This is a genomic window from Methyloversatilis sp., assembly GCF_965284615.1.
GTDB lineage: Bacteria > Pseudomonadota > Gammaproteobacteria > Burkholderiales > Rhodocyclaceae > Methyloversatilis.
Genome location: NZ_OZ260098.1, coordinates 4,090,404 through 4,104,581 on the forward strand (window position 1 = coordinate 4,090,404; position 14,178 = coordinate 4,104,581).

Annotated in this window: 18 protein-coding genes; 4 read left to right on the forward strand and 14 right to left on the reverse strand. The window is 64.1% G+C overall.

Annotated elements, in window-relative coordinates:
* Positions 1 to 5: 5 nt before the first annotated feature.
* From erpA to rplM, 6 genes are all read right to left on the reverse strand, one after another.
* A complete protein-coding gene (erpA, locus tag ACQ66H_RS19375; RefSeq protein WP_019916445.1) occupies positions 6 to 356 on the reverse strand; it encodes an iron-sulfur cluster insertion protein ErpA in 351 nt (116 codons plus the stop codon).
* A 33-nt stretch (positions 357 to 389) separates the two neighbouring features.
* Entirely contained in the window at positions 390 to 791 is a 402-nt protein-coding gene (locus tag ACQ66H_RS19380) for a bactofilin family protein (RefSeq protein ID WP_430435368.1), read from the reverse strand.
* 23 nt (positions 792 to 814) lie between these two features.
* On the reverse strand, positions 815 to 1,582 hold the full coding sequence (locus ACQ66H_RS19385) for a DUF6776 family protein (RefSeq protein WP_430435369.1): 768 nt from the start codon (positions 1,580 to 1,582) through the stop codon (positions 815 to 817).
* Positions 1,549 to 2,580 (reverse strand): N-acetyl-gamma-glutamyl-phosphate reductase, encoded by a 1,032-nt coding sequence (gene argC / locus ACQ66H_RS19390; RefSeq protein WP_430435370.1) that lies wholly within the window; start codon positions 2,578 to 2,580, stop codon positions 1,549 to 1,551. The genes ACQ66H_RS19385 and argC overlap by 34 nt, the downstream gene beginning before the upstream one ends.
* A gap of 124 nt (positions 2,581 to 2,704) precedes the next feature.
* Positions 2,705 to 3,103 carry a 30S ribosomal protein S9 gene (gene rpsI / locus ACQ66H_RS19395; RefSeq protein WP_019916439.1) on the reverse strand — a complete coding sequence of 133 codons (399 nt, stop codon included), beginning with the start codon at positions 3,101 to 3,103 and terminating at the stop codon, positions 2,705 to 2,707.
* Between the two features lie 13 nt (positions 3,104 to 3,116).
* Positions 3,117 to 3,545, reverse strand: coding sequence for a 50S ribosomal protein L13 (rplM, locus tag ACQ66H_RS19400; RefSeq protein ID WP_020166122.1), 429 nt, complete (start codon positions 3,543 to 3,545; stop codon positions 3,117 to 3,119).
* Positions 3,546 to 4,022: 477 nt separating this feature from the next.
* On the opposite strand from rplM, the gene ACQ66H_RS19405 reads away from it, so the two are divergent.
* The gene (locus ACQ66H_RS19405; protein WP_304009991.1) at positions 4,023 to 4,445 is read left to right on the forward strand and encodes an OsmC family protein; all 423 of its coding nucleotides are present in this window, start codon (positions 4,023 to 4,025) and stop codon (positions 4,443 to 4,445) included.
* A 12-nt stretch (positions 4,446 to 4,457) separates the two neighbouring features.
* Here the strand turns inward: ACQ66H_RS19405 and coq7 are convergent, their stop codons facing one another.
* From coq7 to ACQ66H_RS19435, 6 genes are all read right to left on the reverse strand, one after another.
* Positions 4,458 to 5,078: a 2-polyprenyl-3-methyl-6-methoxy-1,4-benzoquinone monooxygenase gene (gene coq7, locus ACQ66H_RS19410; RefSeq protein ID WP_430435371.1), complete on the reverse strand. Its 621-nt coding sequence runs from the start codon at positions 5,076 to 5,078 to the stop codon at positions 4,458 to 4,460.
* A 27-nt stretch (positions 5,079 to 5,105) separates the two neighbouring features.
* On the reverse strand, positions 5,106 to 5,678 hold the full coding sequence (locus ACQ66H_RS19415) for a CNP1-like family protein (protein WP_430435372.1): 573 nt from the start codon (positions 5,676 to 5,678) through the stop codon (positions 5,106 to 5,108).
* A 1-nt stretch (position 5,679) separates the two neighbouring features.
* Positions 5,680 to 6,267 carry a DUF3501 family protein gene (locus tag ACQ66H_RS19420; protein ID WP_430435373.1) on the reverse strand — a complete coding sequence of 196 codons (588 nt, stop codon included), beginning with the start codon at positions 6,265 to 6,267 and terminating at the stop codon, positions 5,680 to 5,682.
* Between the two features lie 9 nt (positions 6,268 to 6,276).
* The gene (locus ACQ66H_RS19425) at positions 6,277 to 7,620 is read right to left on the reverse strand and encodes a heterodisulfide reductase-related iron-sulfur binding cluster (RefSeq protein WP_430435374.1); all 1,344 of its coding nucleotides are present in this window, start codon (positions 7,618 to 7,620) and stop codon (positions 6,277 to 6,279) included.
* Positions 7,621 to 7,714: 94 nt separating this feature from the next.
* The gene (locus ACQ66H_RS19430; RefSeq protein WP_019916429.1) at positions 7,715 to 8,134 is read right to left on the reverse strand and encodes a rubrerythrin family protein; all 420 of its coding nucleotides are present in this window, start codon (positions 8,132 to 8,134) and stop codon (positions 7,715 to 7,717) included.
* 142 nt (positions 8,135 to 8,276) lie between these two features.
* Complete coding sequence (locus ACQ66H_RS19435) at positions 8,277 to 8,855, reverse strand: RNA pyrophosphohydrolase (RefSeq protein WP_430435375.1); 579 nt, start codon at positions 8,853 to 8,855, stop codon at positions 8,277 to 8,279.
* Positions 8,856 to 9,001: 146 nt separating this feature from the next.
* Between ACQ66H_RS19435 and ACQ66H_RS19440 the strand changes: the two genes are divergently transcribed.
* Both ACQ66H_RS19440 and ACQ66H_RS19445 read left to right on the forward strand, forming a co-directional pair.
* Positions 9,002 to 10,723, forward strand: coding sequence for a proline--tRNA ligase (locus ACQ66H_RS19440; protein ID WP_430435376.1), 1,722 nt, complete (start codon positions 9,002 to 9,004; stop codon positions 10,721 to 10,723).
* Positions 10,724 to 10,725: 2 nt separating this feature from the next.
* Complete coding sequence (locus ACQ66H_RS19445; protein WP_430435377.1) at positions 10,726 to 11,337, forward strand: lytic transglycosylase domain-containing protein; 612 nt, start codon at positions 10,726 to 10,728, stop codon at positions 11,335 to 11,337.
* On the opposite strand, the gene ACQ66H_RS19450 is transcribed toward ACQ66H_RS19445, so the two are convergent.
* Positions 11,338 to 11,961, reverse strand: coding sequence for a response regulator transcription factor (locus tag ACQ66H_RS19450; protein WP_430435378.1), 624 nt, complete (start codon positions 11,959 to 11,961; stop codon positions 11,338 to 11,340).
* A gap of 15 nt (positions 11,962 to 11,976) precedes the next feature.
* Positions 11,977 to 13,332, reverse strand: coding sequence for a signal recognition particle protein (gene ffh, locus ACQ66H_RS19455; RefSeq protein ID WP_430435379.1), 1,356 nt, complete (start codon positions 13,330 to 13,332; stop codon positions 11,977 to 11,979).
* A gap of 37 nt (positions 13,333 to 13,369) precedes the next feature.
* Here ffh and ACQ66H_RS19460 point away from each other — a divergent pair, with 37 nt between their 5' ends.
* The gene (locus tag ACQ66H_RS19460) at positions 13,370 to 14,176 is read left to right on the forward strand and encodes a cytochrome C assembly family protein (RefSeq protein ID WP_430435380.1); all 807 of its coding nucleotides are present in this window, start codon (positions 13,370 to 13,372) and stop codon (positions 14,174 to 14,176) included.
* Positions 14,177 to 14,178 lie beyond the last annotated feature (2 nt).

Genomic DNA, 14,178 nt, shown 5'->3' on the forward strand with positions numbered 1-14,178 from the left:
GTCGATCAGACCGAGAAAGACGAACCGCAGCCGCAGGTCGAGGTCGCGTTCGGGTTCTTGATCACGAACTGTGCGCCCTCGAGGCCTTCGCTGTAGTCGATCTCTGCGCCGACCAGATACTGGTAGCTCATCGGGTCGATCAGCAGCGTCACGCCATTCTTCTCGAGCGCGGTGTCGTCCTCGTTGGTCACTTCGTCAAAGGTGAAACCATACTGGAAGCCGGAACAGCCACCACCGGACACGAAAACACGCAGTTTCAGATCCGGGTTGCCCTCTTCGAGGATCAGTTCCTTCACCTTGTTGGCTGCGCTTTCGGAGAAGACCAGCGGAAGGGGCATTTCAGTCACTGCATTCATGAGTATCTACTCCTGGTTAACGCTTCGCCGGCATCAGCTTCCGCTGGCCAGCTTCAATTCGACCGCGCGCGGCGCAGTCTCCTGATGTTCGAGCCGCCCCTTGACGATGGCGCCAAGGTGCACCTCCAGACGGGTGTAGACCACGTCACCGGAAATTCGTGCCTGCGGTTGCAGTTCCAGAAACTCGGTGGACACGATCGGACCTTGCACGGCCCCATTGATCATCGCATGCGTGACGGTGACCGCACCTTCGATACGCGCATGCTCGCTCAGTACCAGCGTGCTCGGCGCGTTGTCATCGGCACGTACGTTGCCGATGACCTCGCCATCGACGCGCAGGCCGCCGCGGAAATGAATGTCGCCATTCACGCGCGTGCCTGCACCGATCAGGCTGTCGATGCGCTTGCTGGGTTTCTCAGACTTCTTGCCGAACATGTCCCCTCCGATTCCGGCAACCGTCACAAGGATGCGGTCGCTCTTGCCCTGATTTGTCCATCCTGCAGGAAGCGAGCCTCGATGGAGAGCAACCTCGCCCCCTTCGGCACGGCAAGCACGCCGTCAACACGCTGGAAGTGCCGGAAAGTCAGCCGACTGTTCTCGGCACCCGAATCCGGCGGGAAAGTGATGGTAGCACCCTGACCGGCACGGTCAATCGACGCCACGATCTGGTAAGAACCCTTGGCATCGGCGTCGGCCTTCCCTCCCTGGCGAACGATGAGCATGCGATAGCGGTACCGCCCCGCCTCGCCGTCCGGCTCCAGCACCAGCCGATTGATCTTGAAGCCCTGCTCGATACCGCTGGAACCCGCACCCGCCAGGCTTTCGAAAATCAGAGCGTCTTCCCGCAAACGTGCGTTCTCGCTTTCCAGCGAACGTATCCGGGCTGCCAGCTGTTCCTGTGCCGTACGTTCGATCTGCAGGCTACTGTGTGCCGAGTCCGCCTGTTGTCTCATGCTTGCAAGCTCCGCATCCACGACGGCCAGACGCTCACGCAACGAGACGACCTCGGCTTGCATGTCATCAACGTCCAGCCCGACCCAGCCTCGCCCCGCGTCGTAGATTCCGCGGGCAGCCGCCAGCGCGAGCGCCATGACGCCGGCCGCGACGAGAAGCTTGAGCCACCACGGCGCGTGCGAACGGATCGCCACCTGCCGCGCGGCGATACCGTGGCGAAAGCGCCAGCGGCGCGCCCTCAGGGCAAGACCGGAACGAGTTCTAGCCCACACGACTCGTCGAATCCGAACATCAGATTCATGTTCTGTACCGCCTGCCCGGCGGCCCCCTTGACCAGGTTGTCGATCACCGACAAAACCACGACCGTGTCCCCGCCTTGCGGACGATGAACCGCGATCCGGCAGGTGTTCGACGCACGCACCGAACGCGTCTCCGGATGACTGCCGGCGGGCAGTACATCCACGAAGCGCTCGCCGCGATAACGGTTCTCGAACAGGGCCTGCAGATCGCAGTCCTTGGTCAGTCGCGCGTAGAGCGTTGCATGAATGCCGCGGATCAAGGGTGTCAGATGAGGTACGAAGGTCAGACCTACATCGGCGCCGGCCACGGCGGCCAGTCCCTGGCGTATTTCGGGCAGATGCCGATGTCCACCGACACCGTAGGCCTTGAAGTTGTCTCCAGCCTCCGCAAACAAAGTGTGCACCTCGGCTTTGCGCCCCGCACCGGACACACCTGACTTCGCATCGGCGATCAGCGTTGCGCGGTCGATGACGCCCGCCTCGATCAGCGGGATGAAGCCGAGTTGCACCGCCGTGGGATAGCAGCCGGGATTGGCCACGAGCCGCGCCGAGCGCACCTGCTCACGATTGACTTCCGCCAGGCCGTAGATCGCGGTCTTCAGCACGTCAGGGCAGGCATGCGGCATGCCGTACCACTTTTCCCACACCGCCTCGTCCTTCAACCGGAAATCGGCTGCCAGATCGACCACTTTCACCCCGGCGTCGAGCAGCGCCGGCACTTGCTGCATCGCGATGCCGTTCGGCGTGGCAAAGAAGACAACGTCGCAGTTCTCTAGCCCGGCTTGGGCCGGGTCGGAAAAAGCGAGATCGACATGACCGCGCAGACTGGGAAACATGTCCGATACCGGGCGCCCCGCATCGCCGCGCGAAGTGATGGCCGACAACTCGACCTCGGGGTGGCGCGCCAACAGGCGCAGCAATTCGACCCCGGTGTAGCCGGTTCCACCCACGATACCCGCCTTGATACCCACTTCGATCCCTCCTGCGCCGACCCGCGCCGACCCATCCGGATCGATCGCGGAAAAAGCGGAATGATGCCAGAAATGAAAAAAGCCGCCCGAAGGCGGCTTTTCCCGTTCGCCGGAGCGCGGTGTATCAGCGCTTCGAGAACTGCTTGCGACGACGCGCCTTGTGGAAGCCAACCTTCTTGCGCTCGACTTCACGGGCATCGCGGGTAACGAAACCAGCCTTGCTCAGCGCCGGCTTCAGCGTCGCGTCGTAATCGATCAGCGCGCGGGTGATGCCGTGACGCACTGCGCCGGCCTGACCCGATTCACCACCACCGGTGACATTCACGAGGATGTCGAAGGTGCTGACGTGTTCCGTCAGCTCGAGCGGCTGGCGGACGACCATGCGGCCGGTTTCGCGCGAGAAAAACTCGTCTACCGGCTTGTCATTGACGACGAAAGCGCCCTTGCCCGGACGCAGGAACACGCGGGCAACTGCGGTCTTGCGACGGCCGGTGCCATAGTAATAATCAACTTTGAATGCCATGACCGTTCCGTCCTCAGATGTCCAGAGCCTTGGGCTGCTGCGCGGCGTGCGGATGCTCGGCGCCGGCGTAGCACTTCAGCTTCTTGATCATCGCGTAACCGAGCGGACCCTTGGGCAGCATGCCCTTGACGGCCTTCTCAAGCACGCGCGCCGGGAAGCGCTGCTGCAGCTTGGTAAAATTGGTTTCGTAGATACCGCCCGGGTAACCCGAATGGCGGTAATACTTCTTGTCCTGCGCCTTGTCACCGGTCACACGCAGCTTCTCGACATTCACGACGACGATGTAGTCACCGGTGTCCACGTGCGGGGTGAAGACAGGCTTGTGCTTGCCGCGCAGACGGCGTGCGATCTCACTGGCGAGGCGCCCGAGTACCTTGTCAGAGGCATCGACAACGTACCAGTCGCGCACGACTTCATGCGGCTTGGCTGAAAAGGTTTTCATCTCGAACGTCCTTTGATTCTGGGCGAGATCGCCCAAAAGCCCGCGAATTTAACTCGCGAGTTCGAGCGTGTCAATCCCTGATAGACAACAAAAAAAGCGCGACTCCTGGGAGTCGCGCTGAATCCACACCAAAGGAGGAGGGTGGAGGAGACACCTGCGGCAGACATCGCATTGAACGACGCCCGCGAAACCTGTCCTGATTATTGATCACGCTCAACGCAAAGGCAAGAATTTTTTGCATCGCACAAAGGCAGTGCGCCTTTGGATTCCGCCTCACCCGCCAGCGCACCGCACACAAACAACCATTCAAATCATGTGGATAAAAAGAGCAGTGCCGGGCCTCGACCCGAACCCGCATCACGAACACCGGCCAACACACCGCCGCCGGCGGATCGACTACCGCAGCGCACCAATACCCACGAGCCGCGCGCCGGCCGACACCTGATTACAATCGCGCATCACTGAAGGGAGTGCGTAATGGACTGTGTGGTGAAGTGGGTGGACAACATGAGCTTCCTGGCCGAGACCGGCTCGGGACACATGATCAATATGGACGGCGCGCCCGAAGCAGGCGGCCGCAACCTGGCTGCGCGCCCGATGGAACTGTTGCTGGCAGGCACCGGCGGCTGCACCGCATTCGACGTCATGCTCATCCTGAAGAAGAGCCGTCAGCAGGTCACGGGTTGCGAGGTCACGCTGAAGGCGGATCGCGCGAGCGAAGATCCCAAGGTATTCACCCGCATCGGCTTTCATTTCAAGATCAGTGGTCGCGGCCTGAAACCCGAGGTGGTCGAGCGCGCGATTCACCTCTCGGCCGAGAAGTACTGCTCGGCGTCCATCATGATCGGCAAGACCGCGAAGATGGAACACACGTGGGAGATCGTCGAAACCGGCGCTTGACGCCCCCTTCGCTCAGACGTAATAGGCGACGCCGGTCATGACCCGGGAGGCAGCACGCATCGCGAGTCGGACGGGCGCCGGGAGTTGCGCAGCACCGAGCCGCTCGGCCGTGTGTGCATGTTCACGCTCGTCCTGGCGCATCTGTTCAAGTATCCGCCAGGATTTCTGATCGGCCGGCGGCAGGCGGTCGAGGTGCCCCTGCAGGTGAGCTTCGACCTGCTTCTCGGTTTCGGCAAGGAAGCCCAGATTCCACTTGTCGCCGACCAACCCGGCCGCGACGCCCATCATCAACGCGCCGCCGTACCACAGTGGGTTGAGCAGGCTGGGGCGGCTGCCCAGTTCGCTCATACGCGAAGCCGTCCAACTCAGGTGCTCGGTTTCCTCGACAGCCGCACGGCGCAGGGCGTCGCGCACGGTGGGCTCGCGGCAGGTCAGGGCCTGCCCCTGGTAGAGCGCCTGAGCGCAGATCTCGCCGACGTGGTTAATGCGCATCAGCGCGCCGACATGACTGCGCTGCGTCTCGTCGAGTTCGGCCTCGGGCAGGTCACCGCCGGGCAGCGGCCGTCCAGTGCGCGCCGGTGCGGCCAGCGTGCGCAAGGCACGATCAAGTTCAGTAATCAGGCGGTCGAGCATGGATGCCTTCGATGAAAGTCGGGATGTTCAACGATAGCCGGTGAGCGGCGTACCGGTACGTGCATTGAAACTGTTGGCCAGCGCTTCGAGCACCTTCTTCGGCTGCAGCGCGAAGCCATCCGCGCACATGTAATCCGAATACAGCATGAAAGGGTAGGAATTCAGGCGGTTTCCACCGCCGATCGGAAGCCAGCGGCTGCCGCGCGTCGGCGCCCACTCGCGGTTCGAACGCAGGTTTGCATACATCCTGCGCTCGCCGGTGCCGCAGCGCAGCGCCTCGGCCGCGATGTTCTCGGTCCCGCTCGGTGCGACAACGCGGGATATGTAGCGGATGGCGCCATCCTTGCCGACAGTCAGCGGTTCGCGCGCGATGTAGTAGCGGTTGCGCGTCGAGGCATTCAGATAGAACTCCTGCCACTCGACCTTCTCCGGTAGCGGAGGAACTTCGTAATCGTCCTCGGTCACCTTGGCGGCCGGATCGACGGTTTCGCCACGGAAAGGCTCCGGCTTCTGCCAGTCTGTGATCTGTGCATGGACGGCGGAGACACCCGCCAGAAGGATCAGGCCGGACAGCAACCGGCCAACGGGGAAAAACGGCATTTCAGTTCACCAGGTCAGCGCACAGCGAGTTTCGCAGCGCCGCCGGCACAGGCGTCACGCCCGCACTGTAATGCGGATGATCGACACCGACCGACAGGGCCGCACCCCCGAGGAGCGCGCGTTTCATTTCGGCGGTCAGTTCAAAGCGCAGGAAATGCACCGCCGACGTCTTGACCGCGTTCTCGCGCTCAAGATCCTCGTCGGCAATCGCGGATGCCGGAGAGCATCCATCGACCTGGATCCACACCGTGTCCTCGATGCCAATCAGGCGAGCGAGGTTCTGCTTTCGCTGCTGCTCGTCCGGGTACTCGATCAACATCGTGGCCTTGAAGTTGCTGCCGTCGGGAATGAGGGGATTGTAAGCGCCCAGTTCGTCGAGAATGCCCGCTTCCTCGAAAGTGCGTTCGATCCGCAGCATTTCCTGCACCTGATAGCGGATGGTCAGTTCGTCCTCGAACACCAGTGTCACGTGCTCGCCAAGATGCAGCGTGCGCTCACGCTTGTGCGCGATCACACGGGCACGGAACTGCGGGCGCTCTCGCGCATACTGCTCGAGACTCATCAGACTGTCGCGTGCGATTGCCGGCATGCCCCCTCCTCAGTCCAGTCCATAGGCAATGCACAACAAGGTCAGTGGATGCGCCTTCTGCGCGCGCGTGCCGCCCTGACTGTCGGCGATGCCCTGCATGATGTGACGACCGGCGATCGGGCAGTCCGAGCTGACGAAGTCCGGGTCGCCGCCCTGCATCTGCCGGAACACCGGCCTGCCGATTTTCATCGACTGATCAAAGAATTCCTCCTTCACGCCCCAGGTGCCGTCGTGACCCGCGCAGCGCTCGACCGTGCTGACCTGCGTGCCGGGCACCCGTTGCAGCATCTCGCGCGTCTTCTGGCCGACGTTCTGCACGCGCGAGTGACAGGGGATGTGATAGGACACGCGACCGAGTTCGCGTCTGAAATCGTTCTTCAGCAAGCCGTCCTTATGCCGTAGCACGAAGTACTCGAACGGATCAAACATCGCATCGGCCACCGCGCGCACATCGGCGTCGTCGGGAAACATCAGCGGCAGTTCCTGCTTGAACATGAGCGTGCACGACGGCACCGGCGTCAGGATGGCCCAACCCTCGCGCGACAGGCGCGCCAGCGGCGGAATGTTGATCTCCTTCAGTCTCGCCACCTGCTCCAGGTCGCCCAGTTCGAGCTTTGGCATGCCACAGCAGGCCTCCTTCTCGACGAGGACGGCCGGAATCTCGTTGTGTGCCAGCAGCTTGAGCAGATCGACGCCGATACCCGGTTCGTTGTAGTTGATGTAGCAGGTCGAGAACACCGCCACCTTTCCGGGCGTACGCTGTCCGTCGCGCACGGCGAAACCGTCGGCTGGCTCCGCGACGCCGCGGAATCGGCGCGGCGCATAGGGCGGCAGCTGGCGATCCTTGTGTACGCCGAGCACCCGCTGCATCAGCGAACGCGCAGCGCCATTGCGGTTCATCGAATTGACCGTCTGCGCCACCACCGGAATGGCGGCGAGCTTGCCGATGGCATCGGTGCTGGTCAGCAGACGGTCGCGAAACCGCGTCTCGCCCTTCCTGAACTTGATCGCCTTGGCTCGCAGCATCAGGTGCGGGAAATCGAGATTCCACTGATGCGGCGGCACGTACGGACACTTGGTCATGAAGCACATGTCGCACAGATAGCACTGGTCCACCACCTCCCAATACCGGTGCTTCGGGATCGCATCCACTTCGCCGCTGTTGACTTCGTCGATCAGGTCGAACAGCTTGGGGAAGGCGGTACACAGATTCACGCAACGGCGGCAGCCATGACAGATGTCGTACGTGCGTTCGAGTTCCTGCATCAGCGCCGCCTCGTCATAGTAGGCGGCGCTCTTCCAGTCTATGGGATGGCGCTTCGGTGGCTCCAGACTGCCTTCGCGAACGGTCATCGCGCATCCTCCGGTCAACGCACGGGGCGGCGGACGCAGGCAAGTCCCGCGCCCACGGTAGCGGAGCGGTGCCGGCCCCGGGGCCGGCGCTCACTCAGTCGAGCAGCCCGTCAAGCGCCTTCTGGAAACGATTTGCATGCGAGCGCTCGGCCTTGGCCAGCGTCTCGAACCAGTCGGCAATCTCCTCGAACCCCTCGTCGCGAGCGGTCTTGGCCATGCCCGGATACATGTCCGTATACTCGTGCGTCTCGCCGGCGATCGACGCCTTCAGATTGTCACGCGTACCGCCGATCGGCAGACCGGTTGCGGGATCGCCACAGGCTTCGAGATATTCAAGATGCCCGTGTGCGTGGCCTGTCTCGCCCTCGGCCGTGGAACGAAAGACGGCGGCGACGTCGTTCTGCCCCTCGACATCAGCCTTGGCCGCAAAGTACAGATAGCGGCGATTCGCCTGCGACTCTCCGGCAAACGCACACTTCAGATTGTCCTCGGTCTTCGAACCCTTGAGTTGCATGGACGCCTCCTTCAACAATGGGTGAGGGATGCCCCGAAGGGCAGGGCCGCGCTGGCAACAGGCGAAGAAACGGCGCGACTTAGACCCAGTATAAGCAGGCATTCCGCCGCTTCAAGGACGGCGGGTCGATCGAGGCGCGAGGTCAGGAAGACGAGTGCAGAGGATCCTGCAGCGCACCAGGGCCCGGAAGCGCGTGTTCGCTGGCGTCGCCGCCTTCGGGCTGCCGCATCGCACCACGCGGACGCGGCGAGCGAAAAGCCAGGCGCGCGAGTTCGGTGAGCGCCTGCTGATAGACCTGGCGCTTGAACTCGATCACCGAGTCGAGCGGAATCCAGTAGTCGTTCCAGCGCCAGGCATCGAATTCAGGGTGGTCGGTGGCGCGCAGGCAGACGTCGCAGTCGCGACCGACCATGCGCAGCAAATACCAGATCTGCTTCTGGCCGCGATAGGCACTGCGCCATTCGCGCCGCACCCAGTTGCGCGGCACGTCGTAGCGCAGCCAATCGCGCGTGCGGCCGACGATGCGCACATGCTGCGGACGCAGCCCCAGCTCTTCCCAGAGCTCGCGATACATCGCCTGCTCCGGCGATTCGCCGTGGTTGATGCCCCCCTGGGGAAACTGCCAGGCGTGCTCGCCTATGCGCTTGCCCCAGAAGACCTCGTTGCGCCCGTTGATCAGAATGATGCCGACGTTCGGGCGGTACCCTTCCCGGTCGAGCATGGTTGAACCTGCTGTGTAAGATTTTCCGTGGATTCTTCCACATTTCGCCGCCGAATTGAAGCGAACGACCCGGCGCGGGCCGATCCGCGCGAAACGGCTAGAATCGGAGGTTTATTGCCTGATCCGCAGCGGATTCCACACCCTCCATGTACGCCAGCAAATTCTTCATTTCCACGCTCAAGGAAGCCCCCTCGGACGCCGAGGTCGTGTCGCACAAGCTCATGACCCGCGCCGGCATGATCCGTAAGCTCGCCGGCGGCATCTACAACTACATGCCGATGGGGCTGCGGGTGATCCGCAAGATCGAGAGCATCATCCGCGACGAGATGAACCGCGCCGGCGCCATCGAACTATTGATGCCGCTGATCCAGCCGGCCGAGCTGTGGCAGGAAACAGGTCGCTGGGACAAGATGGGCCCGGAAATGCTGCGCGTGAAGGATCGCCACGACCGCGACTTCATCATCCAGCCGACGTCGGAAGAGGTGGTGACCGACATCGCTCGCGCCGAAATCCACAGCTGGCGCCAGTTGCCGAAGAATTTCTATCACATCCAGACCAAGTTCCGCGACGAGCGCCGGCCGCGCTTCGGCGTGATGCGCGGCCGCGAGTTCACGATGAAGGACGCCTACTCCTTCGACCGTGACGAGGAAGCCGCCGGCCGCAGCTACGACATCATGTTCGACGCCTACATGCGCATCTTCCGCCGTCTGGGTCTCGAATTCCGCGCTGTCGCCGCCGACACCGGCGCCATCGGCGGCTCGCGCAGCCACGAGTTCCAGGTGATCGCCGACACCGGCGAAGACCTGATCGCCTGGTGCCCCGATTCCGACTACGCCGCCAACATCGAACTGGCGCAGGCGACGGCGCTGATCGCCGACCGCGCTGCACCGGCGCAGGCGCTGGAAAAAGCCCCCACCCCGGGCACCGTGCGCTGCGAGGACGTCGCCGCCCTGCTCGGACTGCCGATCGAACGCACGGTCAAGTCCGTCGTGCTGGCGACCGATAAGGAAGGCAAGACCGAACTGTGGCTGCTGATGCTGCGCGGCGATCATGAACTGAACGAGGTGAAGGCGTCGAAGCTGGCTGGCCTGAAGGACGGCTTCCGCTTCGCCACCGAAGCCGAGATCGTCGAGCATTTCGGCTGCAAGCCGGGCTATCTGGGTCCGGTCGGACTGAAGAAGCCGGTGCACGTGGTCGCCGACCTCACGGTTGCCAACATGAACGATTTCGTCACCGGCGCGAACGAGGTGGACGCCCACCTGACCGGCGTGAACTGGGGGCGCGACCTGCCCGAACCCGAGGCCGTCGCCGATCTGCGCAACGTGGTCGAGGGTGATCCGTCACCCGACGGCAAGGGTCGGCTGTCGATACAGCGCGGCATCGAGGTCGGTCACGTGTTCTTCCTCGGCACCAAATATTCGGAAGCGATGAACTGTACCTATCTGGACGAAACCGGCAAACCGCGCATCATGGTCATGGGCTGCTACGGCATTGGCGTGACCCGTCTGGTCGGCGCCGCCATCGAGCAGAACCACGACGAGCGCGGCATCATCTGGCCGCAATCCATCGCGCCCTTCGAAGTGGTCATCTGCCCGGTCGGCTGGAGCAAGTCGGAACAGGTGCGCGCGACCGCCACACAGCTGTACGACGAACTGTCTGAGGCCGGCTTCGACGTCATCCTCGACGACCGCGACGAGCGCCCCGGCGTCATGTTCGCCGACTGGGAACTGATCGGCGTACCGCACCGGATCACCGTCGGCGAACGCGGCCTCAAGGAAGGCGTGATCGAGTACCAGAACCGGCGCGACGCCGCGGCGCAGAAGGTGGCGCCCGACGCCGTGCGCGCATTGATCGGCGAGCCGGTCTGACGATGAAGCGGCTCGCTGCGACCCTCGCGCTGACGCTGGCCCTGGTGGCCGGCGGCGCACGCGCGTCGCAGCAGTACGAGCCGCTGGCGGACAGCGTGCGCGCGGCGCTGCATCTGGCCATCAGCGACCGCGCAGCCCCCGACCTGCCGGCGTTCTCATCGCCACAGAAGCAGTTGTGGCTCGGCACGATGTCGGAACGCCTCGCCAAGCGCATGCCGGACGAGGCCGGGCGCATGGAATTCCTGAAGACGGTGCATTACGAAGCCACGCGCGCCGGCCTGGACCCGCAACTGGTGCTCGGCTTGATCCAGGTCGAGAGCGGTTTCCGCAAGTACGCGGTCTCCAGCGCGGGGGCCCGCGGCTACATGCAGGTGATGCCGTTCTGGGTGAAGCTGATCGGCAGCGAAGAAAGCAACCTCTTCCATCTGCGCACCAATCTGCGCTTCGGCTGCACCATCCTCCGCCACTATCTCGACATCGAGAAGGGCAACCTCTTCCGCGCGCTGGGTCGCTACAACGGCAGCCTGGGCAAGGCGGAATATCCGAACATGGTGCGCGGCGCCTGGGAGCGCCACTGGTCATGGCCAGCCATGACCTCGGCCAGCAATCCCTGATCAGGCCGGCTCCGACAGCACCCGCCATTCGGTCACGCGCGCAACCAGATCGGCCAGCGACGCGGCGCGCATCTTGTCCATCACGCGGGCCCGGTGCTGTTCCACGGTTTTCGCGCTGATACCCAGTTCACCGGCGATACCCGCGTTCGACAGGCCGCGCACGACACGGTCGAGCACCTCGCGCTCCCGCGCAGTGAGACTCGCCAGCGCGTCGGCGACCTGCTGCACGCGCTGGCGCCGCGCGTCCGCCGTGGTCGCGCGGACCAGTGCCTCGGCAACCCGCAAGCGCAGCACCGCGGCTTCGATCGGCATCAGCATGAAATCGAGTGCGCCGGCACGCAGCGCACGGACGGCGACGGTCACGTCGCAGGGGCCGGACACGAAGATCACCGGCGCGCGATTGCCGACTACGCGCAGGCTGGACTGCAAGTCGAGTCCGCTGATGCCGCGCAGCGACGCGTTCAGCAGCACGCAGGCGGCGCGCCCCAGCGCCTCGCGGTCCTGCAGCAGCACGCCGGCACCGGAGAATCCCTGCACGTCCGCATCGATCCCGGTCAGCGCCTGACACAGCGCCCGTCTCATCGCGGCGTCGTCGTTGACCACGCAGACCAGCGGACGCGCCATCGGATCGCCGGCGGCTCAGCGCATGCCGGGCAGCATGCCCTTCATGCCGCGCATCAGCTTCTGCATGCCGCCCTTGGAGAACTGCTTCATCATCTTCTGCGTCTGCTCGAACTGGTTCAGCAGGCGGTTCACCTCCTGCACCGAGGTACCGGAACCCGCCGCGATACGACGCTTGCGGTTGGCCTTGATCAGTTCGGGCTTGGTGCGCTCGGCCGGCGTCATCGAGTTGATGATGCCTTCGATGCGGCGGATGGCCTTTTCGTCCTGCCCGCCCTGCAATTGCTGCGCGGCACCGGCGAACTGCGCCGGCAGCTTGTCCATCAGCGCCGACAGCCCGCCCATCTTGCGCATCTGCGCGATCTGCGTCTTGAAGTCGTTCAGGTCGAAGCCCTTGCCACTCTTCAGCTTCTGCGCGAATTCCTTGGCCTGGTCCTCGTCAACCTGGCGACGCGCTTCCTCGACCAGGCCCATGATGTCGCCCATGCCGAGAATGCGCGACGCCATGCGCTGCGGATGGAATTCCTCCAGGCCGGTCAGCTTTTCGCCGACGCCGGCGAACTTCAGCGGCGCGCCGGTGACGTGGCGCACCGACAGCGCAGCGCCACCGCGCGCATCGCCGTCGAGCTTGGTCAGCACGACGCCGGTCAGCGGCAGCGCGTCCTTGAACGCCTTGGCGGTATTGACCGCGTCCTGACCCAACATCGCGTTGACGACGAACAGCGTTTCGATCGGGTTGAGCGCCTGATGCAGCGCGCGGATCTCGTCCATCATCGCCTGATCGATCGCCAGCCGGCCTGCGGTATCGACCAGCAGCACGTCGAAATAGCGCGTCTTCGCGAAGTTGACGGCAGCGCGGGCGATGTCAACCGGCTTCTGGTCCGGCGTTGACGGGAAGAACTCGGCGCCGGCCTGGCCGGTGACGGTACGCAGCTGTTCGATGGCGGCTGGACGATAGACGTCGCAGGACACCGTCAGCACCTTCTTCTTCTGCGTTTCCTTCAGCCATTTGGCCAGCTTGCCCACCGTGGTGGTCTTGCCGGCGCCCTGGAGACCGGCCATCAGCACGATGGCCGGCGGCTGCGTCGCGAAGTTGAGGCTGGCGGTGGCGCCGCCCATCAGCGCCGCCAATTCGTCGTGCACTACGCCGACGAGGGCCTGGCCCGGCGTCAGCGAGCCGACGACCTCCTGACCGACCGCCTTCTCGCGGATGCGGGTGACCAGTTCCTTCACCACCGGCAGCGCGACGTCCGCTTCAAGAAGCGCCATGCGCACTTCGCGCAGCATGTCCGAAATATTCTCGTCGGTCAGTCGCGCCTGCCCGCGCAGCGTCTTGACGACCTTGGCGAGCCGTTGGGTAAGGTTATCCAGCATGAAAGAGCGGCGTGCGCCTTGGGTTAAACTGAAGCCAATGATTCTAATCGAACTGCTTCCTTCCGCCCTCTACGCTGCGCTCGCCTTCTGGTTCATGCGCCCGGCGCGGGCAGGCGCACACGCCGCTGCCGGTGGCGTGCGCCCGGCAGCACTGGCCGCGGCACTGCTGGTGCACGCCGCCGTGCTGTCGGTGCAGATATTCCCGGAGGGCCGCATGCGCTTCGGCGCCGGTGACGCGCTGGCGGTGATGACCTGGCTGGCGCTGGTGTTCTACTGGATAGAAAGCCTGTCGTCGCGACTCGACGGTCTGCACATGCTGGCCCTCCCGGCCGCAGCCCTGTGCGCCGCGGTGCCGGTCATCTGGCCCGGCCGGCACGACATCGGCAACGCCGACAACCTGCTGTTCCGCGCTCACTTCGTGATGGCGATGACGGCATACAGCCTGTTCACGCTGGCGGCACTGCACGCGATGCTGATGTCGGCGGTCGAGCGCAATCTGCACCGCGGTCGCCTGATCCGTCTGCTGGAGAACATGCCGCCGCTGCTGGTGATGGAAGGCCTGCTGTTCCGCCTGATCACGATCGCGTTCGTGCTGCTGAGCGCCACGCTCATTACCGGCATCGCCTTCTCGGAACAGGTGTTCGGCAAGCCGCTCGCCTTCAGCCACAAGACAGTGTTCGCCATCCTTGCATGGGTGGTTTTCGGCACGCTGCTGGTCGGACGGCACTTCCGCGGCTGGCGGGGACGGCTGGCGCTGCGATGGACGCTCGGCGGCTTCTTCGTCCTGCTGCTCGCCTATATAGGTACGCAATTCGTGCTCGAGGTCGTGCTCGGCCGCGCCTGACC